Below are 21,455 nucleotides of genomic sequence, written 5' to 3' on the forward strand. Positions count from 1 at the left end.
GACTGGGGTGAAGTCGTAACAAGGTAGCCGTAGGGGAACCTGCGGCTGGATCACCTCCTTAACGAAAGATTGACGATTGGTAAGAATCCACAACAAGTTGTTCTTCATGACGATGTGTCTTAAAAGATAATTCGAGGTTTTCGAATTGGATTGAGTAGCAGATACTACGCACTGCGTTTGTCTTGCGAAAAATACAAAGTGATGCTTTGATTTTTCTCAGGGTCTGTAGCTCAGTTGGTTAGAGCACACGCTTGATAAGCGTGGGGTCACAAGTTCAAGTCTTGTCAGACCCACCATGACTTTGACCTAGATTGAATCAATCAAGTTACAGGAATTGAAGATACATCGAATCACAGATGATAAGCTGGGGACTTAGCTTAGTTGGTAGAGCGCCTGCTTTGCACGCAGGAGGTCAGGAGTTCGACTCTCCTAGTCTCCACCACGTACTTATTAAGTGCGGGTATAAGCTAAAGATTGCAGAACTTAATAAAAGATCGAATGAATAAATTTGGTGGTTTATTAAGTTCTGTGATTTATCACAGTTGACTGCAGTCCGACGAGGATGCAGTGAATCATTAACAGATTGGCAAAAATTGAGTCTGAAATAAATTGTTCAACTCATTTCATATAGGATTGACAGTAATGCTTTGGTGTTACGATTTAATTACGAATTGAAATGAGCACTAGCAAATTAACTGAATCAAGCGTTTTGGTATATGAATTTAGATTGAAGCTGTACGGTGCTTAAGTGCACAGTGCTCTAAACTGAAATGTTGAAGTTACTAACTTGTAGGTAACGTCGACTGTTTGGGGTTGTATAGTCAAGTAATTAAGTGCATGTGGTGGATGCCTTGGCAGTCAGAGGCGAAGAAAGACGTGATAGCCTGCGAAAAGCTCCGGGGAGGCGGCAAATATCCTTTGATCCGGAGATATCTGAATGGGGGAACCCACCTACCTTAAGGTAGGTATTGCAACATGAATACATAGTGTTGCAAGGCGAACGAGGGGAAGTGAAACATCTCAGTACCCTTAGGAAAAGAAATCAATTGAGATTCCCTCAGTAGCGGCGAGCGAAAGGGGAAAAGCCCATTAAGTTATGTGTGTTTTAGTGGAATGCTCTGGGAAGTGCAACCATAGTGGGTGATAGTCCTGTACACGAAAGGGCACACATAATGATGACGAGTAGGGCGAGGCACGTGAAACCTTGTCTGAATATGGGGGGACCATCCTCCAAGGCTAAATACTCCTGACTGACCGATAGTGAACCAGTACCGTGAGGGAAAGGCGAAAAGAACTTGAAGGTTGGGTAACACTAACTGGAGGACCGAACCCACTGTCGTTGAAAAGCCAGGGGATGACTTGTGGATAGGGGTGAAAGGCTAATCAAACTCGGTGATAGCTGGTTCTCCCCGAAAGCTATTTAGGTAGCGCCTCGGACGAATACCATTGGGGGTAGAGCACTGTTTCGGCTAGGGGGTCATCCCGACTTACCAAACCGATGCAAACTCCGAATACCAATGAGTACTATCCGGGAGACAGACTGCGGGTGCTAACGTCCGTAGTCAAGAGGAAAACAATCCAGACCGCCAGCTAAGGCCCCAAAATCATAGTTAAGTGGGAAACGATGTGGGAAGGCATAGACAGCTAGGAGGTTGGCTTAGAAGCAGCCACCCTTTAAAGAAAGCGTAATAGCTCACTAGTCGAGTCGGCCTGCGCGGAAGATGTAACGGGGCTAAAACTATGTGCCGAAGCTGCGGATGCATAATTTATTATGCGTGGTAGGGGAGCGTTCTGTAAGCCGAAGAAGGTGTATTGAGAAGTATGCTGGAGGTATCAGAAGTGCGAATGCTGACGTGAGTAACGACAAAACGGGTGAAAAACCCGTTCGCTGAAAGACCAAGGGTTCCAGTCCAACGTTAATCGGGGCTGGGTGAGTCGACCCCTAAGGCGAGGCCGAGAGGCGTAGTCGATGGGAAATTGGTTAATATTCCAATACTTCAGTGTAATGCGATGAGAGGACGGAGAAGGTTAAGTCAGCCTGGCGTTGGTAGTCCAGGTGAAAGGAAGTAGGCATGCATCTTAGGCAAATCCGGGGTGCTCTATGCTGAGATCTGATAGCAAGCTGTACTTGTACAGTGAAGTGGCTGATACCCTGCTTCCAGGAAAAGTCTCTAAGCTTCAGTTACACTGGAATCGTACCCGAAACCGACACAGGTGGTCAGGTCGAGTAGACCAAAGCGCTTGAGAGAACTCTGCTGAAGGAACTAGGCAAAATGGTACCGTAACTTCGGGAGAAGGTACGCTGTTGACGGTGATGGGACTTGCTCCCTGAGCGGTTGACAGCCTCAGAAACCAGGCCGCTGCAACTGTTTATTAAAAACATAGCACTCTGCAAACACGAAAGTGGACGTATAGGGTGTGATGCCTGCCCGGTGCTGGAAGGTTAATTGATGGGGTTAGCGTAAGCGAAGCTCTTGATCGAAGCCCCAGTAAACGGCGGCCGTAACTATAACGGTCCTAAGGTAGCGAAATTCCTTGTCGGGTAAGTTCCGACCTGCACGAATGGCATAATGATGGCGGCGCTGTCTCCAGCAGAGGCTCAGTGAAATCGAATTCGCCGTGAAGATGCGGTGTACCCGCGGCTAGACGGAAAGACCCCGTGAACCTTTACTGCAGCTTGACATTGAACTTTGACCTTACTTGTGTAGGATAGGTGGGAGGCTTTGAAACTTGGACGCTAGTCCGAGTGGAGCCGTCCTTGAAATACCACCCTGGTAATGTTGAGGTTCTAACTCTGTCCCGTTATCCGGGACGAGGACCATGTCTGGTGGGTAGTTTGACTGGGGCGGTCTCCTCCTAAAGAGTAACGGAGGAGTACGAAGGTGCGCTCAGCGTGGTCGGAAATCACGCGTAGAGTATAAAGGCAAAAGCGCGCTTAACTGCGAGACCCACAAGTCGAGCAGGTACGAAAGTAGGTCTTAGTGATCCGGTGGTTCTGTATGGAAGGGCCATCGCTCAACGGATAAAAGGTACTCTGGGGATAACAGGCTGATACCGCCCAAGAGTTCATATCGACGGCGGTGTTTGGCACCTCGATGTCGGCTCATCTCATCCTGGGGCTGAAGCAGGTCCCAAGGGTATGGCTGTTCGCCATTTAAAGAGGTACGCGAGCTGGGTTTAGAACGTCGTGAGACAGTTCGGTCCCTATCTACCGTGGGCGCTGGAAATTTGAGAGGATCTGCTCCTAGTACGAGAGGACCAGAGTGGACGAACCTCTGGTGTACCGGTTGTGACGCCAGTCGCATCGCCGGGTAGCTATGTTCGGAAGGGATAACCGCTGAAAGCATCTAAGCGGGAAGCCTACCTCAAGATAAGATTTCCCCGAGGCTTTATGCCTCCTAAAGAGCCGTTGAAGACTACGACGTTGATAGGTTGGATGTGGAAGCATAGCGATATGTGAAGCTGACCAATACTAATTGCTCGTGAGGCTTGACTATACAACACCCAAACAGTTGWTGTAACTAAGACCCGAACAAGTCCATAACAGTTGTGCTGGCGACAATAGCAAGAGTGAACCACCTGATCCCTTCCCGAACTCAGAAGTGAAACCTCTTCGCGCTGATGGTAGTGTGGGGTTACCCATGTGAGAGTAAGTCATCGCCAGCTCATTATTCAAACACCCTCAACTAACGTTGAGGGTGTTTTTTTATGTGGGAAAGAAAAGTAGAAAAAGAAAGGGAAATATTAAAAAAGAAGGCAAAATAAAACCATCTGAGGATGATTTTAACTCAACTCGAATTGGCTACTATATTAATCTGACAAGTCAACATTAAAGTGCATCTTTTAAATTTTTTTGGTGGTGTTTGACTTGTTTCGCATAGCGTTTACCTTGTTTTTTCATTTTTCTATTATTATTGTAGCCAGTAGGCCCTACATTGTAATAGGCTAAAGCTTTAGGCCATTTACCAGACTGATTTTTATAATGATTTAAAATATATGTACCACAGTTGATATTGGTATGTTCGTGGAATAAATCGCCAGGACAAGTCTGCTGCCAATAACGTGGAATAATTTGTGTAAATCCAACTGCGCCTGAAGGTGAAACAGCATAACCATGATAGTTCGATTCTTGTCTAATAACTGCAGCAACAAGCAGAGGGTCAACATTATGTTGTTTAGCACTTTGTACAATGATTGGTGCTACACGATTAGCTGTATCAGGATGCACAGCATAGGCCTTTTGAATCCCTGTAGAAAGTTTAGCTGAACGTTTTGCAAGAGAGCCACCGCCCAGTGGAGAGCAAGCTGCTAGCGTTAAAACAGTACAACCAATACTGAATATTTTTATAGATGAGTATTTTCTAAAGGCATTAAAAATCATATTAAAACTATGTCTATTCATTCTAGCGTATGTGCATATATGCTGATTTTGATACGAGCGCTTGACTCAGTCAAGTTATCTGAAGATTTGAATTGTATACTGGTGGCATAATTCAGCGATATAATTTTGTTTTTATAGGGCGATTGGATAAACCAATGGTGTCGGATATAACCTGGGATTTTAATAATGTGTCAAATTGATGACAAGTTTTTTATTTATATAAACTTTTGGAAAAGAAGAAATAAACTGCAATTCTAAGATTAATTAAGAGTACGTACAATATCTGCTTTTCAGTACCTAGAAATTGCGGATTGCATAGGGAGAAAGTGTGCTAGACGTCTTAGTACAATTATGTGGTGGTATTGGTCTATTTTTGATTGGTATGACCATGATGACAGACAGTCTGAAAAAAATGGCAGGCGAAACGCTGCGTGTCTGGTTGTCTAAATTTACAGGCTCACCCATCAAAGCTGTGCTTTCAGGCATTGGTTTAACCTTAATTGTACAGTCTTCTACAGCAACGACTTTAGCCACGATCGGTTTTGTAAGTGCAGGGATTCTTACTTTTGCCCAAGCAATTGGTGTCATTATTGGTGCGAATATTGGCACAACCAGTACGGGGTGGATGGTGGCATTTTTAGGTGTTAAATTTTCCATTACCAGTTTTGCATTACCTTTGCTGGGTTTGGGTGCAATGCTCAAATTATTTAGTCAGGGGCGAGTTGCACTATTTGGAATGACACTGGCAGGTTTTAGCCTGATTTTTCTTGGTATTGATATGTTGCAAGTTGCTATGTCAGGTTTTGCAGAACGTGTCGATTTATCCGTATTTTCAAGTCGATCTCTGATTGCGCAACTCAGTTTGGTTTTGGTCGGTATTATCATGACTATTCTGTTGCAATCTTCAAGTGCTGCAATTACCGCGACCTTAGCAGCATTGGCAAGTGGTGCGATTGATTTGCAACAAGCCTTAGGTTTAGTGATTGGACAGAATGTTGGTACGGTAGCAACAGCAATTATTGCTGCGATTGGTTCAACTGCGAATGCCAAACGTACTTCTGCAGTTCATGTGTTTTTTAATATCATTTCAGCCATTTTTGCTTTTATTATTTTAAAACCGCTATTTCTTGAATTGACTCAGAATCAACGTCTTATGGCAACCTGGGACAATGTGGTGATTGTTGCTGCATTCCATACAGCATTCAGTATTTGCGGTACTTTGATTATTTTGCCATTTATCCGTCAGTTTGAAAAACTGATTATTAAAATCATCCCAGATCAAACTCAATCGGTTTTATGTTATCTCGATCAAGCAAGTTTATCTGTGCCAGCCTTGGCTATTCATGCTGCTTCAAAAGTGATTTACCATAGTTTGTATGACGTTTTAGTGATGCTGAAACTGGCTATCCAAGAGGGAAGATTGCCATCAAAAGTACGTTTATTGCAGCTCGATGAAGTACTCATTCAAGTCCAACGTTATTTGGAAGAAATGTCAATTTCAGAAAATGAGGCCGATCAACAGCGTTTAATGGCGATGCTTCGTTTGATGGTTTATTTACGTGTTTTACGAAGTGATTTGGAAAATATTACGTTGGCTAAGGAGATACGCACCCAACCCGCAATTTACCAAGTTGGTTTAGATTTTGTGCAAATTCTCGATGAACATTTAAAAGAAGTGGATGATTTTGATGTGTATAAACACGTACTAAGTCTACATACTGAACTGTCTAATTTGAAAAAATGGACAGAAGATCAACGTGCCGAAAACCGTGAAAAAGTGTTGCAGTATACTGCTGTGAATCAACTCAATGCTGCGACAGGTTTAGAATTGTTAGCAGCGCAGCGTTGGTTGGATCGCGTGATTGCGCATGCACAGCGCTTAGCCAACGTGTTGGTCGAGAATTCACGTAAATCAAGTTAATTATTTTGGGCTTTTGTTTTGAAGGTTGCTTTAAAATCCAAGAAATAGCCTAAGTAAATTCACTTTTAATCTTAATCAAGTGTATAATTTTGGCATCGTTTTTTTCAATATTTTTTTACATGACACCAGCAACTAAACTTTTAAAAGCCAAGAAAATTCAATTTTCTACACATGAATATGAACATGATCATAATGCTAAAAGTTTTGGTTTGGAAGCTGCAGAAAAGCTAGGCTTAGATGTCAAAGAAGTATTTAAAACGTTATTGATCCATGATGATAAACATTTCTTTGTCGCGATATTACCTGTCCATCACCAATTAAATCTAAAAAAAGTTGCGGCTGCTTTTCTGTGTAAAAAAGTACACATGGCTGATCCTAAAGATGCTGAACGTTTGACAGGTTATTTGGTGGGAGGCATAAGTCCAATCGGGCAGAAGAAACAACTGAAAACGGTGATTGATAGATCCGCTCAACAGCTTACAACTATGTATGTGAGTGGAGGGAAGCGTGGATTGGATATTGGTTTAGCGCCAAGCGATTTGGCAAAAGTTTTAAATGCCAGTTTTGTCGATATCGTAGATGTATAATAAATTGAAATTATATTGTGGGGAGCCAAAGAAAGCATAAAGATACTTATTTTGTTCCGCACCTGGCAGTTAACAACTAAAAAATTTAATCTGATCTCTAAGCAATAAATAAGCTCGTCCAGCGTATCCAGCTCTACTCATTGCGATTGTAGATGCTGAATCCAGCAAACAAGCGCATCGTGTTAGAAGCCGCTAAGCGTGTAATTCGTTGACACAAAAAAGAACTTACTGTGCTTGCTTATAAATGAATCTAATAAAATTAACTTTTGTTGTTGCTGTATATTGATTTGCCCTAACTCACGCAAATTTAAAATACAATATATCAGATGAGAAAATTAAAAAAATTACAATAGATATAGTTGAATAATATTTATAATAATATATTATAAAAAAATATATTGTTTGGGTGTTAAACATGCATGATTATCTGCTGGCATTAATCGGTGGTGGATTACTTGGTCTTGCCGTCGTGGGTTACTTATATGTTCATGGTCGTATCGCAGGCATTAGTGGTTTATTGGCACAAGTATTAAATCCGCACACGCTATTCAAAACGCCTGCATTGTGGTTTGTGTTAGGTATTTTCATTGTGCCTTTTTTCTACGGCATTGTGGCTCTACCTAAAGTTGAATTGAATGCAAGCCCATTGATGATGATTGTGGCAGGATTATTGGTGGGTTTCGGTACTCGTTTAGGCTCGGGTTGTACAAGTGGTCATGGTATATGTGGCATGAGTCGTTTATCTAAGCGCTCAATTGCAGCAACAGGTACCTTTATGTTAGCTGGCTTTATTACCGTTTATGTTATCCGACACATCACAGGTGCATTTTAAATGAAAAATTTCTTAGCCTTTATTTTTGGTGGTATTTTTTCAGTTGGATTGATTCTTTCTGGTATGTCGAATCCTGAAAAAGTTCTAAACTTTCTCGATCTTTTCGGTACATGGGATGCAAGTCTGGCGTTTGTAATTGTGGGTGCAATTGCGGTTGCATTTATTCCATTTCAACGAGTTATACGTAAAGCTGAACCAAAAACCATTCTAAATGAACCAATTGATTTGCCTAAACAAACTCAAATTGATTCTAAATTGATCACTGGTAGTTTTATTTTTGGTATCGGTTGGGGGATTGCAGGAATTTGTCCTGCGCCAAGTCTGACCTTGATTGGTTTAGGTTATTATCAAGCAATCTATTTTATTGTTGCGATGTTGGTGGGGATTCTCATTCATCGTAAGGTTGCAGGAGCATAAGATGCACGCAGAGATTCAGCATTTTTTTGATGAAAATACCAATACATTCAGTTATGTGGTGAGTGATCCTGTGACACGCCAATGTGCCATCATTGACAGCGTGTTGGATTATGATCCTGCATCTGCGACAACTACAACTACTCATGCGGATGAAATCATTGCTTACATCCATAATAATAAATTAACGGTTGAATGGATTTTAGAAACGCATGTGCATGCCGACCACCTGACAGCTTCTCAATATTTAAAAGAGCAGTTGGGTGGTAAAATTGCCATGAGCCATAAAATCTCGATTGTGCAAGAAACATTTAGTGCCATCTATAACTTGGATATTAAATATTTCAATTCACATCAATCGTTTGATTATCTGTTTGCAGATCATGAAGCTTTTACAATTGGTGAATTACAAGCCTATAACATCCCTACACCAGGACATACGCCTGCTTGTTTAAGCTATGTGATCGGTGATGCTGTATTTGTAGGTGATACCTTGTTTATGCCTGATTTTGGTACGGCACGTTGTGATTTCCCGAAAGGCAGTGCAGGGCAATTGTTTGATTCTGTGCAAACATTATATGAGTTGCCTGAAGAAACGCGTGTGTTTTTATGCCATGACTATTTACCAGAATCACGTGAACAATATGAACATGAAACACTGCTCAAAACTCAAAAAGAGCAGAATATTCACATTCATACAGGGGTAAGCAAAGCTGAATTCATTGAGATGCGAACCCAGCGTGATGCCACTTTAACGATGCCTAAATTGATTTTGCCATCTATTCAAATCAATATGGATGCAGGTAAGTTTCCACAACCTGAGGCCAACGGCATTCGTTATTTGAAGTTGCCTTTGAATTACTTTAAATAAAATTTTAAGAAAAGCTCATCTTGTTATACTATTGCTTTGACTTATACAAATAGCCTAAGCAATATTATAGGTTTATCTATAAAAGGCACATATAAAATTTGATTTATAAACTCAAAACTCATTAAATAGATCAATCATTTGTATTCAAGTTTAGAGTTTATTTTATGTTGTTAAATTATCAAATCACGCAAAATCAGCCTGAATCTACGTTGCCACCTTTGGTTTTTATTCATGGTTTATTTGGTAGTTTGAGTAATTTAGGCATGCTCGCACGTGCATTTCAAGAACAGCGTACCGTAATTCAATTAGATGTACGCAATCATGGTAAGTCTGCACACCGTGATGACATGAATTATGCAGTAATGGCACACGATGTTTTAGAAACGCTGAATAGTTTGAATATTGAACATTTTTCTGTAGTTGGGCATTCAATGGGGGGCAAGGTTGCAATGACTTTAGCACCTCTAGCAGCAGAGCGTTTACAACAATTGGTTTTATTGGACATTTGTCCTTTTGCTTATCCTGAAAATCGTCACGATCAAATTTTTACCGCTTTATTTGCTGTGCAGGACGCACAAGTTGAAGGCCGCCAAGCGGCGATGGAAATTATGCGTGAGCATCTTCAAGAAGAAATGGTCGTACAATTTTTAATGAAGTCATTTAGCAAAGGGCGATGGTTATTTAACTTAAATGCGTTACATGAGCATTATGCAGAAATTTTGTCATGGCAGACGGTGCATAGTGATGTCGATACTTTATTTATTCGTGGTGGTAATTCGCCTTATATTGAGAAGCCTGAGCATTATGCTGCCATTCAAGTACAGTTTCCTCATGCAAAAGTTGAAACTGTCGCGCATGCAGGGCATTGGTTACATGCTGAAAAAACTGCAGAAGTTTTGGTATTAATGACTGAGTTTTTAGATTAATCTTGTCGCACAGTTTGTAGTACTCAATGATCTAAAGTGATCCCTATTTTTAATTCAATTTTTAAGCCAATACTACATTTGGAGTATTGGTTTTTATTCGGACTAATTTGCATAGATTAATGGTTTAGCTTTTATCTTGAGCAATAAAAAAGAGCTGATGTTGAATCATCAGCTCTTCATTTTAAACATGAGCAAACTTAAATTGCTTATGCTTTTTCTTCTTCATTGCCAGCAAGTTGCTTCAGCAAATGCTTTTCAAGATAGTGAATATCCATCGCTTGTTTGCAGAAGTTTTTATCTTGCAGAATCAAGTCCTTGTGTAAAGGAATATTGGTTTTAATTCCTGTTAAGATGGTTTCATCCAAGGCTTGACGCATGCGCGCAATACTGGTTTCACGATCTTTACCATGTACAATCAGTTTAGCAATCATTGAGTCGTAATACGGCGGAATGCTATAACCTTGGTAGATGTGTGAATCTACACGAACACCTGCACCACCTGGGGCATAGAAGTGTTCAATTTTACCCGGTGAAGGTAAGAAAGTGATAGGGTCTTCTGCGTTAATACGACATTCGATTGCGTGACCACGAATTTCAACCTGATCTTGCTCAATGTCTAAACCTAGACCTGCAGCAATACGCAATTGTTGTTCAATGATATCAATACCTGTCACCATTTCAGTTACAGGGTGCTCAACTTGAACACGTGTATTCATTTCAATGAAGAAGTATTCATCATCTTCAAATAAGAATTCGAAAGTACCTGCACCACGGTATTGCATTAACTTACATGCATTAACACACGCTTCTAAAATATCGGCACGTGCTTGCTCTGGTAAGTTAGGCGCTGGCGCTTCTTCAAGTACTTTTTGGTGACGGCGTTGTAAAGAACAGTCGCGGTCATAAAGGTGAATCGCGTGACCGTTACCATCAGCCAATACTTGTACTTCTACGTGGCGTGGCTTTTGTAAAAAACGTTCCATATAGACCGTGTCATCACCAAACCACATTTCTGCATCACGTTGAGCCGCCTGAACAGATTCAAGCAAGGTGTCTACGCGTTCTACAATACGCATACCACGACCACCACCACCAGCCGCAGCTTTTACAATGAGCGGGAAACCAATTTCTTTGGCTTCAGCTAAAGCATTGTGTGGTGTAACGGCATGTGCTGAACCTGGTACAGTCGGTACGCCAGCTTTACGCATTGCAGTAATTGCAGAAACTTTGTTACCCATTAAGCGAATATGCTCAGGGCGTGGACCAATGAAAATGAAACCCGAACTTTCTACAATTTCAGCAAATTCGGCATTTTCAGCAAGGAAACCATAACCAGGGTGAATGGCATCTGCACCTGTAATTTCTGCTGCAGTAATAATTGCAGGAATATTTAGGTAACTTTCGCTGCTCGCACCCGGACCAATACATACAGCTTCATCACAAAAGCGTAAGTGCATCAGGTCTTTATCGGCATCTGAATAGATACCCACGGTTTTGATCCCTAAAGTTTTGCAAGCTCGGGTGATGCGCAGGGCAATCTCACCACGGTTTGCAATTAAAACTTTTTGCAACATTGTGAATCCCCGAGGTCTTAAGCGCGGTAACGGAAGAGTGGTTGACCAAATTGAATCACTTCGCCATTTTTAACTAGAATTTCTTCAATCACGCCACTTTGAGTTGCTTCAATTGGGTTCATGATTTTCATTGCTTCGATAATACCAAGCGTTTCACCAGCAGAAACAGTTTGACCCACTTTAATGAATGGTGCTTCACCTGGGCTTGGTGCTGCATAGAACACGCCAACCATTGGAGAAGTTTCAACTGCACCACGTGGTGAAGATTTAGGTGCAGATGGTACTTCTGCAGAAGGTGTAGGCATTGCAGGAACTGCTGCCGCCACTACTGGATTTCGACGAGTTAATGCAATCGACTGATCGCCTTCTTTAACTTCAATCGCTTGTAAGTCAGATTCAATCATCAAATCGATGAGTTTCTTGATTTTACGAATATCCATGGACAGTATCCCTAGTTTAAGATTGTGTAGTAGATTGAATTTTTTCAAGAACAAAGTCGAGTGCTGCGGCATAGCCTTTTGCACCTAAGCCGCAAATTACACCAACGGCTTTGTCTGATAAATATGAATGATGTCTAAACGCCTCACGTGCATGCACATTCGACAAATGGACTTCAATAAATGGAATAGCGACCCCTAACAAAGCGTCACGTACCGCAACAGAGGTATGTGTCAATGCAGCAGGGTTAATAATGATATATTGTGTGCCATCTAACGCGGCTTGATGAATTCGGTCTACAATTGCGCCTTCCCAATTACTTTGGAAAGTATCTATAGAAATTGATGCTTTTTGTGCTTGAGAAATGAGCTGTTGATTTATATCCTCAAGAGTGAGGTAACCATAAACTTCGGGTTCACGCTTTCCTAGCAAATTTAGATTCGGTCCATGAATAACCAAAATGGTCGAACTCATTCCGCTTGCTCCAATAAATAATTGCAATAATACTTTGCAAGATGTCTGCAAAGTTTGCTAATTATGGCATAAAATTCCACATTTTTTTTGTAATTTGTTTAATTTGACGTAGAAAGCGTGTGCCAAAATGAGGCTCTATAATGAAAACTTTGCAGGGAATTCGCAATGTTAAAAAATTACATTTTTAGTTTTTTTTGCTAATATTTATATTCTAAAACAACTGACCAAATCTATTCATTTGTTTTCTGTAACGACTGAGCAAGCGACTAACTTAAAGAGGTTTGATTCGGAATGCCAAAGCCAGCAAATAATCAACATCAATTTCACATTTCTTTATAGCATGATATTTCATTGTMGTTTATAAAAAATACTTTCTCCATTTTTTTCAGTTCATGCAAAGTTGATGACCACATAAACCGCAGTAGATCAGTTGATATGTTTTATAATCATCGTTCAAGCGGAAATGGATTCGATAGAAAGCTTATAGCAACAACAAGATATTTTAAAAATCTGACTTTATTTAAATAAAACATAAGTTTAAGTTGAATATTTTGATTGATGTATTTATCTATATTTTAGGCTGTCATGGGTACTTGCGCTGTGTATTAGATTTTGAGTGTGGCGCAGTTGGTTTTATAAACGCTTCAATTAAGTTGTAAGTTGATCACAAGACCTAGCATTAGCACGATCTGCACGGATATCTACCTCATTTAAAAATATGAAGTGGAATTGAACAAAAAAGGTGATGAAAGTTTCAGCTATTTTTTCTAGCCAATGTTCTTCTGCTCAATAGCCCGCAGCATTTACATCATGGATAAAATTTTAGAACGCATTGACCTTTTATTTCAAAAAACCTCTTAAAAATATCGTTATTGTAAAGTTGAACCCTATGTTCGGTATTGGCAAAAGTTATGTGATCTTGTTCTGAAACTCGCCTGAATTGCTATTAACGCTCGCAAAAGCTTAGTCAGTCTGTTGTTTCTCGGCTGTATCTTGGGTAGATGTGTTTTGATTCAATATCAATTGACTCCGTTGCAGATGCGTTTTAATCGCCATCAACGGCGTGTGCAGTTCATGCGCCGCAAAGAGTGCGGTATATTTCATGTTGTTTCACCATCACGCAGATTACAACCTGAAGGCAATACTTTACATAATGGTATATTGTATTTTTGTATATTAATTAGGTAACTTTGCTCAAACTCAGTAAAACTGTATTTATAGCATTATCAATTCATCTAAATCACTTTATAATGTTGTCGCATATTCTGGAGTCGCTGTTATTACTGCTGCGCTAACTTCAAACCTTATTTTTTAAGTCTAATTCTCCTCCTTGATTCGGCTTATAAATCAATATTCTAATTTTTTGTGTCTGAGTAGGCACAGACAATAGGTGCCTACATGGAAATTAAAGTCAATTATTTAGACAACTTGCGTCTTGAAGCTAAATTTGACGATTTTACTGTCATTGCCGATCAGCCCATCCGTTATAAAGGTGATGGCTCTGCACCAGGCCCATTTGATTATTTCCTGGCGTCATCAGCATTGTGTGCTGCATATTTCGTGAAGGTTTATTGCCAGTCACGTGATATTCCGACTGATAACATTCGTTTATCACAAAACAATATTGTCGATCCTGAAAACCGTTATAAACAAATTTTTAAAATTCAGGTGGAATTACCTGCAGATATTTCTGAAAAAGACCGTCAGGGTATTTTACGTTCCATTGATCGTTGTACTGTTAAAAAAGTGGTACAGACTGGCCCTGAGTTTGTGATTGAGCAAGTCGAAAGTATTGATGCCGATGCGCAAGCTTTGCTGATGCCAAACTTGACTTCATCTCATGCGACTTTTATTGAGGGTAAAGATTTACCGCTTGAAGAAACCATTGCCAATATGTCGGGTATTTTGGCAGATTTGGGCATGAAAATTGAGATTGCCTCATGGCGTAATATCGTACCAAATGTCTGGTCATTGCATATTCGTGATGCGCAATCGCCAATGTGTTTTACCAATGGTAAAGGTGCGACCAAAGAAAGTGCGTTGGCATCTGCTTTAGGTGAATTCATTGAGCGTTTGAACTGTAACTTCTTCTATAACGATCAGTTTTGGGGCGAAGAAATTGCCAATGCCGAGTTTGTGCATTATCCAAATGAAAAATGGTTTAAGCCTGGCCTAAATGGTGAATTGCCTAAAGAAATTTTAGATGAATATTGCCTAGAAATTTATGACCCTGAAGATGAATTGCTTGGTACACATCTATATGACACTAACTCAGGCAATACTGAGCGTGGTATTTGTTCATTGCCATTTGTACGTCAATCCGATGGTGAAACGGTATATTTTCCATCAAATTTAATTGAAAATTTATATTTAAGTAATGGGATGAGTGCAGGCAACACGCTTGCAGAAGCTCAAGTGCAGTGTTTATCTGAAATTTTTGAACGTGCAGTCAAGCGCGAAATTATTCAGGAAGAAATCTGCCTACCTGATGTGCCGCAAGAAGTTTTGGCGAAATATCCAAGTATTGTGGCAGGTATTCAGGCTTTAGAAGAGCAAGGCTTCCCCGTATTGGTGAAAGACGCATCTTTAGGCGGTCAATTCCCTGTCATGTGTGTGACCTTAATGAACCCACGTACAGGCGGTGTATTTGCTTCGTTTGGTGCACATCCTAATTTTAAAGTGGCTTTAGAGCGTAGCTTGACCGAGTTATTGCAAGGGCGCAGTTTTGAAGGTCTGAATGACTTGCCACAACCAACGTTTAGCAGCAATGCAGTTACAGAGCCAAATAACTACGTTGAACATTTCATTGATTCTAGTGGTGTAGTGTCTTGGCGTTTCTTTAGTGCGCAGGCAGATTTTGAGTTTGTAGAGTGGGATTTCACCAACAATGGTCAATATAGCAATGTAGAAGAAGCCGAGGCTTTATTTACGATTCTGGAAGATTTGGGCAAAGAATCCTATATGGCGGTATATGAACACTTAGGTGCAACTGCTTGCCGAATTTTAGTGCCCGATTATTCAGAAGTGTATTTGGTGGAGGACTTGATTTGGGATAATACCAATAAAGCCTTGCTTTACCGTGAAGATATTTTGAATTTACACCGTTTGGATGACGCCCAACTTGAAGCTTTGGTTGAGCGCTTGGAAGAATGTGAGCTAGATGACTATACCGAAATTAAAACCCTGATTGGTATTGAGTTTGATGACAATACCGTTTGGGGACAACTCACCATCCTTGAATTAAAATTGTTGATTTATTTGGCATTAGAACAGTTTGAAGAAGCTAAAGATTTAGTCGAAGCATTCTTACAATACAACACTAATACCGTAGAGCGTGGCTTGTTCTATCAGTGTATGAATGTTGTGCTTGAAGTTATTTTAGATGATGAAATGGATATTGCCGATTATGCAGTCAATTTCCGCCGTATGTTTGGCAATGAACGGATGGATGCAGTTATGGGTTCTGTTGAAGGCAACGTACGTTTCTATGGTCTCACCGAAACCAATATGCAGCTTGAGGGTTTAGATCGTCATTTACGTTTAATCGACAGCTACAAAAAACTACATAAAGCACGTGCTAAGTTTGTCGGACTAAATGAAGGTTGATATTGCTTAAATCAGATCATGTTCATCCAAATAATCATGGCAAGAAGATGGTTGTTTGGATGAACGGTTTTATAAATATCCTTTCTTGACGTAACTGAAGTATATAGAAGCGCAATCAAAGACGAACCAGATCACAACTGAAAAAACACTAATCGCCAAGTGCCAATAAGCCTTCCCAGCTAAAATAATTAGGGCTTAAATGGCTGCGCTGCATTGCCCAGGTGCGGTCTTGTAATTTACATGCGCCAATAGCAAGTTTTTGCATACCATATTTATTTTTCACGCTATCTAATACTTGCTGTAATTGTTCCTGTTTTTCAATGACGTGCGTATCTGCAAGTAGGTCGGGAATATAGCCTTGCTTTGGCTCAAGTCCTGTTAAAATCACACCACATTTTTTAAAGACAATGCCTTCTTGAAATAGGGTAGAGATATGCTTCATGATGGCTTTGTTCATGATTAAGGCAGAATCTGTTGGTTCATTAAAGGCAATAGTCACCGATTGATTGTAAAAAGCTTGGCGCTGATCAAAACGACTGGATTGCGCAAAAACAATCATACAGGAACATAAACTTTTTTCTTTTCTAAGCCTCTGCACTGCAGATTGTAAATAATCGCTCAGTGCTTCCGAAAGTGCATGAATGTCGGTGACTCGTTGTCCAAAAGAACGTGAGCTGATGATTCGATGTTTACTGGCTCTGGTTTGTTCTAGTTCAATACACGGCGTACCTGTTAGCTCCAATATGGTTTTTTTCATTAAAATTGAAAATTTACGTTGCATTTGCTCAGGATCACTGATCGCTAAATCAAATACAGAATGAATTTTTAAAGCGTGCAATTTTTTTGCAAGTTTTCGGCCCACACCCCAGACTTCAGCGACATCAATGTGTTGAAATAAGGCTTCTTTGCTACATAAGTCCATATGGAGTAAATTACACACGCCGTTGAAATAGCTATTTTTCTTGGCGAGATGATTGGCCAGTTTGGCTTCAGTTTTACTGTGACCGATACCGACACAGACAGGCAGAGCCAGCCATTGCCATAAAGTTGCTTTAATTTCTTGTGCCCATTCATTTAAGTCGGTCTGAGAATATGAACTCAGTTCAATAAAGGTTTCATCAATTGAATAAATTTCAATGTCTTTGGCACTAACAAATTGTTGAATCGTATTATTAAAACGTCTGGACATTTCCGCATAGAGGGCATAGTTACTTGAAAAGACAGCAACATCATGTTGTTGAATCAATTCTTGAACTTGGTAAAAGGGCACAGCCATTTTAATACCAAGTTGTTTGGCTTCTTCGGAACGTGATACCACGCAACCATCGTTATTGGAGAGCACCACCACAGGACGATGATTCAAATGTGGTTGAAACAGCCGCTCACAGCTCACATAACAATTATTGATGTCAATTAGCGCAAAAATTTGCTTTAAAGGTTTCATGTTATTCTGCTTATTTGGCTTTTATTAGGGTGTGCTGGTTTAAGCCATCAAGTTTTTTAAGTTCCACGTCACCACCGCAAAGACTTCAAACGTTTGCCCATCTTTCATGTAAATGCTGTCATAGTCGGGGCTTTCTGCTTTGAGCCAAGCTTCAGGCAAAGTGGCAGGGTCGTAGTCTTCACCAAAATGTTCAGCCAATTCACTTTTGGACATTTTGGCTGTAATCATCAGGCGTTTAATAGTCAGGTCTTTTTGGTCGATTAATGCAACCACAATGCTGCGGTGTTTGGCTTCTTTGCTACGATCTACCAATACAATATCGCCGTATTCAAGCCCTGCATTCACCATAGAGGTAGTGCGTACCACATTTAAAAAGGTCGCATTTTCATTGGAAATGAGATAGTCATTCAAATCAATATTTTTATCAATATAGTCTTGAGCAGGTGAAGGAAAACCTGCAGGAATGGATTCGACAGCAACTGGAAGCGGTAAAACGGTACGTTTGCAAACAGGCTGAAAGTCATATTCTTTCAGCAATTCTATCTGTTCTAGAATGGCATTCAAGGTTGGGCTAGGCTTACCATCCATACCCATGATTTTTTGTAATGACGCCCAAGCACCATCAGAGAAGTAAATAGGTAACTTCTTAGACATGAGATTACTCCTACGCAACGAGGCGTGTTTGAAGTGAAATTTGATCTGTTGATAGCATAGCTGAAAATGTGATTAAGATTCAATCTACCTGTATGGTTGATTGTTAGATATAGATAAGGCTCTACGATTGCATAGCTATACAAACACAAGCCTTTCCATTAGGATTTTTCTATCACAGCAGCATATTTAGAGATTGGCGTGCATATTGTTGAAGACATTTATTTAACGAATGAAGAAGTTGAATCTTTGCTGTTGGGATTAATCAATTCAGAATTTGAACCTGAGTTTTTGATGCAGGATTTCATTAAACATCAGGTCTGGTCTACCGTTAATTAAATAGCTCTGCATCCATCTAAAAATGATTGTTGGACGTGGATGACGGGGAATATACGACTACACAATGCTGATTAGGTTAAGGAATATTGCAAATGACCACAATCACACCTAATTTAGGTCATGGCATGGGCAATGACTGGGAAAATAAAGATTGGGTTCATATTACAGTTCCAGAATTACACCACCTGCAACCTTATTATCCATGTTTGCAAGGGAGTGTTCAGATTCTGTGGTGTAGTCCACGCCCATTTTCTTCGGCAGTGTTGGTTGAAGTCATGCAGGCTTTAGCCAGTACAGGCCAAACAAATTTTCACTCATATTTTATTAAGCGTAGCCATCGTTCATTTCGTCGCGCCCAAGATATTTTACAAGAGCATGCTGTTTTACAACATTTAGCCAGTAAAAACATTCCTGTTGCGACATTAATTAGCTCTAATTGCGGACAAACCGCTTTAGAACTGGGTGATTGGACTTATGAGGTTTATGAAAAAGCAGCTGGCTTTGATCTATATGTCGATCAGCAATCGTGGACGCCTTTTTTCTATACGGAACATGCCGCTAAAGTGGGTAGTTTACTTGCTAAACTGCATACCGCCATGCAGGATTTTCCTGAGTTACACGGCAGATCGGCTCGTTATTTGGTCTCGAATCAGCAGCTTTTAGAAAGTGAAAATATTGTAATGGCTATTCAGCAACGTATTGATAATAGCCCTGAATTGAGTCGTTATTTTGCCGATAAAAACTTAGATGCCGTTTTTTTAGAGCGCATATTTCAGACGCATCGTAAAATTAAGCATGTATTGCAGCAAGTGACTAAAATTTGGACGCATAATGATTTGCATGCTTCCAATTTGTTTTGGTCTACGCAAAGTGCCGATGCCAATATTACAGCGGTGATTGATTTTGGCTTATCGGATCGAAATTCAGCGCTATACGACCTTGCGATAACGATTGAGCGTAACTTTATAGATTGGCTGGCTTTAGAACATACGTCACAAATTAGTGTTGATGAAGCGGGTTTAAGCGCGTTTTTACAAGCGTATTTTGCAGAAATATACCCACAACAAGACTTTAGTATTTTGCCAGAACTGCTAAAAATTGTGCATTTGGATTTCGCATTTTCAGAACTTGAATATTTTGTCGGGATTACCCAAAACCTGAAACATGCCGATGCTGCTTATTATGATTGGATTGTTGGACATGTAAATTGGTTTTTTACAGAGCAAGGACAGCAATTTACCCAGACTTTTACTCGATTACTTCAACGCGAATTGTCATAATCTGCACAGCTAAATGCCTCAAGCATCACTACTTTTTTTATGCAAGATTTTGTATGTACAATTGTAAATTCTAACAGAATATACTCACCACGCCTTTAAAAATCTTCATTCTGTCACCGCTGTGTTGGGTACCTTAGGTTGATGCAGAAAATGGTATTCAATAATTTGATACGATTGTCATCACAGCCAATGAAACCACGCCGTATTTTAGTTTTACAGTAAAGACTGAGGGTTTGCGTACAGATTGTTTACAAAAAGCGCCTGCCTCTATTTCTGTTATTACTGCAGATGCGATTGTCGATCAATTTAATTTATGGTTTGAATGTACAACATAGCTCTGCTGCTGGAACAGGAGTACATTTAGAAATATTTCAACTGCCAATCATCACTATAACTGCTGAAAAGCAGGATGAACGTCATTCTTCATCTCAAGCGATTACACAGTTCAAGCACAATTGACTAGGTCTTAATTGAGAAGTGTCCGTTTTAATTGGGGGCTATTACACAACATCAATTCACTGACAACCTACGTGTTAATGCTAACTGAACCGTACTGGGTTTGTCGGATAGTCTCTCAGAATATTGACTCTCCGACAAACCCGGTACGGTTCAACTGGATTTACAACAGGCATTCAGCTAAATAAAACGTTAAATCTAAAAGACCCAAAATTTTTCTGGGTCTTTTTTTATGAGAATAGATAATATTTTAAACAACGGTCACTTCTTGCTGATAAATACAGGATTGCGCAATCTGTTTTTTTTTGGCTGCGGTCATTTCAATATTTTCCCATTTATCCATCTGCTGCAGGAGCCAGATAAAATCATCGACTTTCGGTTCGGCACTTTCCCCAACAAAATTCCGGATGATATTCTTGATCTTGTAAAAGTCATAGACATGCCGCTGGGCGGAACATTCAAACTGAATAATCTGATAGTCTACCAGCATGTCCCATACTTCTGATAAATCACTGCGCTGCTTTAAATCATCCTGCGCTTTTTGTACTGCCTTGACCACTGCCTCTACAGTAAATGGATGCTGTTCTGCCCATTCCTGGGTCATGGCCAAGACTTTATCGGCAACTTTTGGAATGACATTCTGGCTTGCCGCGACGATAAAACTATAGCCTTCAAGTTTGGCCTGAATATTCCAGGGTTCTCCCACGCAAAAGCCATCAAATACCTGTTCTGCGATTCCTTTTACCATGGAAGGCGGTGGAGAGGTCATCAGCTGGATATTCTTGGCCAGTTGTGGATCAGTCAGCGCCAGCCATTCTTTTAAACAGTAATGGTGAATCGAATATTTATAAACATAGGCCAGATTGATGGAATGATTCTGTTGTAAAGCCTGTACCAGTTTCTTTGAGGTATTCTGTTCATCATCCCCAGGCTGGATGCCGAGTTCATAGCACAAATCCTGGCGCAGGCTAATAAAAGCCTGATTCACGCTCAGTACTAGAGGGGTTTGCAAAGCCACCTGTAACTGGTCTGTACCCAGGGCAGCAGCGGGCAGCATGGCAGACAAGCAATGTGCAGCATCCAGAAAGCCATAGGCCAGACGGTCACGCAAACTAGACCAGGAGGCTTCACGGATTAAATTGATGGTTAATCCTTGCTCAGCAAAATACCCCTGTTTTTCGGCCCAGAGAATGGCAACACAATCAAGTAAAGGAATATAGCCAATATTGAGTTCAGTTTTTTCTAATGTGGACATATGCTT

Annotated in this window: 17 protein-coding genes, 2 tRNA genes and 3 rRNA genes; 14 read left to right on the top strand and 8 right to left on the bottom strand. The window is 40.4% G+C overall.

The window, feature by feature from the left end; all coding sequences use genetic code 11:
- The 5 genes from BJN41_RS07030 to rrf all read left to right on the top strand — a co-directional run.
- Positions 1–61, top strand: a 16S ribosomal RNA gene (locus BJN41_RS07030); the annotation flags it as partial.
- A gap of 158 nt (positions 62–219) precedes the next feature.
- Positions 220–296, top strand: a tRNA-Ile gene (locus BJN41_RS07035).
- A gap of 70 nt (positions 297–366) precedes the next feature.
- A tRNA-Ala gene (locus BJN41_RS07040) sits at positions 367–442 on the top strand.
- Between the two features lie 377 nt (positions 443–819).
- A 23S ribosomal RNA gene (locus BJN41_RS07045) occupies positions 820–3,497 on the top strand.
- A gap of 54 nt (positions 3,498–3,551) precedes the next feature.
- Positions 3,552–3,666: ribosomal RNA gene (gene rrf / locus BJN41_RS07050) — 5S ribosomal RNA — on the top strand.
- A gap of 163 nt (positions 3,667–3,829) precedes the next feature.
- On the opposite strand, the gene BJN41_RS07055 is transcribed toward rrf, so the two are convergent.
- The gene (locus BJN41_RS07055; RefSeq protein ID WP_019836980.1) at positions 3,830–4,381 is read right to left on the bottom strand and encodes a lytic transglycosylase domain-containing protein; all 552 of its coding nucleotides are present in this window, start codon (positions 4,379–4,381) and stop codon (positions 3,830–3,832) included.
- A 328-nt stretch (positions 4,382–4,709) separates the two neighbouring features.
- Between BJN41_RS07055 and BJN41_RS07060 the strand changes: the two genes are divergently transcribed.
- The 6 genes from BJN41_RS07060 to BJN41_RS07085 all read left to right on the top strand — a co-directional run bounded on the left by BJN41_RS07060 (position 4,710) and on the right by BJN41_RS07085 (position 9,932).
- Positions 4,710–6,302, top strand: a complete 1,593-nt coding sequence (locus BJN41_RS07060; protein WP_019836981.1) for a Na/Pi cotransporter family protein — start codon at positions 4,710–4,712, stop codon at positions 6,300–6,302.
- Positions 6,303–6,421: 119 nt separating this feature from the next.
- Positions 6,422–6,889, top strand: a complete 468-nt coding sequence (gene ybaK / locus BJN41_RS07065; protein ID WP_019836982.1) for a Cys-tRNA(Pro) deacylase — start codon at positions 6,422–6,424, stop codon at positions 6,887–6,889.
- Between the two features lie 415 nt (positions 6,890–7,304).
- Positions 7,305–7,721 (top strand): YeeE/YedE family protein, encoded by a 417-nt coding sequence (locus tag BJN41_RS07070; protein ID WP_019836983.1) that lies wholly within the window; start codon positions 7,305–7,307, stop codon positions 7,719–7,721.
- Entirely contained in the window at positions 7,722–8,138 is a 417-nt protein-coding gene (locus BJN41_RS07075; protein ID WP_070154202.1) for a DUF6691 family protein, read from the top strand.
- Position 8,139: 1 nt separating this feature from the next.
- Complete coding sequence (locus tag BJN41_RS07080) at positions 8,140–9,006, top strand: MBL fold metallo-hydrolase (protein WP_070154204.1); 867 nt, start codon at positions 8,140–8,142, stop codon at positions 9,004–9,006.
- A gap of 164 nt (positions 9,007–9,170) precedes the next feature.
- The gene (locus tag BJN41_RS07085) at positions 9,171–9,932 is read left to right on the top strand and encodes an alpha/beta fold hydrolase (protein WP_070154206.1); all 762 of its coding nucleotides are present in this window, start codon (positions 9,171–9,173) and stop codon (positions 9,930–9,932) included.
- A gap of 206 nt (positions 9,933–10,138) precedes the next feature.
- Here the strand turns inward: BJN41_RS07085 and accC are convergent, their stop codons facing one another.
- The 4 genes from accC to BJN41_RS15540 all read right to left on the bottom strand — a co-directional run bounded on the left by accC (position 10,139) and on the right by BJN41_RS15540 (position 13,522).
- Complete coding sequence (gene accC, locus BJN41_RS07090; protein ID WP_019836987.1) at positions 10,139–11,506, bottom strand: acetyl-CoA carboxylase biotin carboxylase subunit; 1,368 nt, start codon at positions 11,504–11,506, stop codon at positions 10,139–10,141.
- 17 nt (positions 11,507–11,523) lie between these two features.
- Positions 11,524–11,946 (bottom strand): acetyl-CoA carboxylase biotin carboxyl carrier protein, encoded by a 423-nt coding sequence (gene accB / locus BJN41_RS07095; protein WP_070154208.1) that lies wholly within the window; start codon positions 11,944–11,946, stop codon positions 11,524–11,526.
- Positions 11,947–11,962: 16 nt separating this feature from the next.
- A complete protein-coding gene (aroQ, locus tag BJN41_RS07100) occupies positions 11,963–12,418 on the bottom strand; it encodes a type II 3-dehydroquinate dehydratase (RefSeq protein ID WP_070154210.1) in 456 nt (151 codons plus the stop codon).
- A 963-nt stretch (positions 12,419–13,381) separates the two neighbouring features.
- The gene (locus BJN41_RS15540; protein ID WP_019836990.1) at positions 13,382–13,522 is read right to left on the bottom strand and encodes a hypothetical protein; all 141 of its coding nucleotides are present in this window, start codon (positions 13,520–13,522) and stop codon (positions 13,382–13,384) included.
- A gap of 294 nt (positions 13,523–13,816) precedes the next feature.
- Here BJN41_RS15540 and BJN41_RS07105 point away from each other — a divergent pair, with 294 nt between their 5' ends.
- Complete coding sequence (locus BJN41_RS07105) at positions 13,817–16,024, top strand: OsmC domain/YcaO domain-containing protein (RefSeq protein WP_070154211.1); 2,208 nt, start codon at positions 13,817–13,819, stop codon at positions 16,022–16,024.
- Between the two features lie 148 nt (positions 16,025–16,172).
- Here BJN41_RS07105 and BJN41_RS07110 read toward each other — a convergent pair whose 3' ends face one another.
- Positions 16,173–17,468: a Y-family DNA polymerase gene (locus BJN41_RS07110; RefSeq protein WP_070154212.1), complete on the bottom strand. Its 1,296-nt coding sequence runs from the start codon at positions 17,466–17,468 to the stop codon at positions 16,173–16,175.
- 39 nt (positions 17,469–17,507) lie between these two features.
- Entirely contained in the window at positions 17,508–18,122 is a 615-nt protein-coding gene (locus BJN41_RS07115) for a LexA family protein (protein ID WP_070154214.1), read from the bottom strand.
- Positions 18,123–18,550: 428 nt separating this feature from the next.
- Here BJN41_RS07115 and BJN41_RS07120 point away from each other — a divergent pair, with 428 nt between their 5' ends.
- On the top strand, positions 18,551–19,738 hold the full coding sequence (locus BJN41_RS07120) for a phosphotransferase enzyme family protein (protein ID WP_070154216.1): 1,188 nt from the start codon (positions 18,551–18,553) through the stop codon (positions 19,736–19,738).
- 294 nt (positions 19,739–20,032) lie between these two features.
- The gene (locus BJN41_RS15545; protein ID WP_158006186.1) at positions 20,033–20,197 is read left to right on the top strand and encodes a hypothetical protein; all 165 of its coding nucleotides are present in this window, start codon (positions 20,033–20,035) and stop codon (positions 20,195–20,197) included.
- 247 nt (positions 20,198–20,444) lie between these two features.
- Here BJN41_RS15545 and BJN41_RS07125 read toward each other — a convergent pair whose 3' ends face one another.
- A complete protein-coding gene (locus BJN41_RS07125) occupies positions 20,445–21,449 on the bottom strand; it encodes a CmpA/NrtA family ABC transporter substrate-binding protein (protein WP_070154218.1) in 1,005 nt (334 codons plus the stop codon).
- Between the last annotated feature and the right edge of the window lie 6 nt (positions 21,450–21,455).

The organism is Acinetobacter towneri (assembly GCF_001758345.1).
Taxonomy (GTDB): domain Bacteria; phylum Pseudomonadota; class Gammaproteobacteria; order Pseudomonadales; family Moraxellaceae; genus Acinetobacter; species Acinetobacter towneri_A.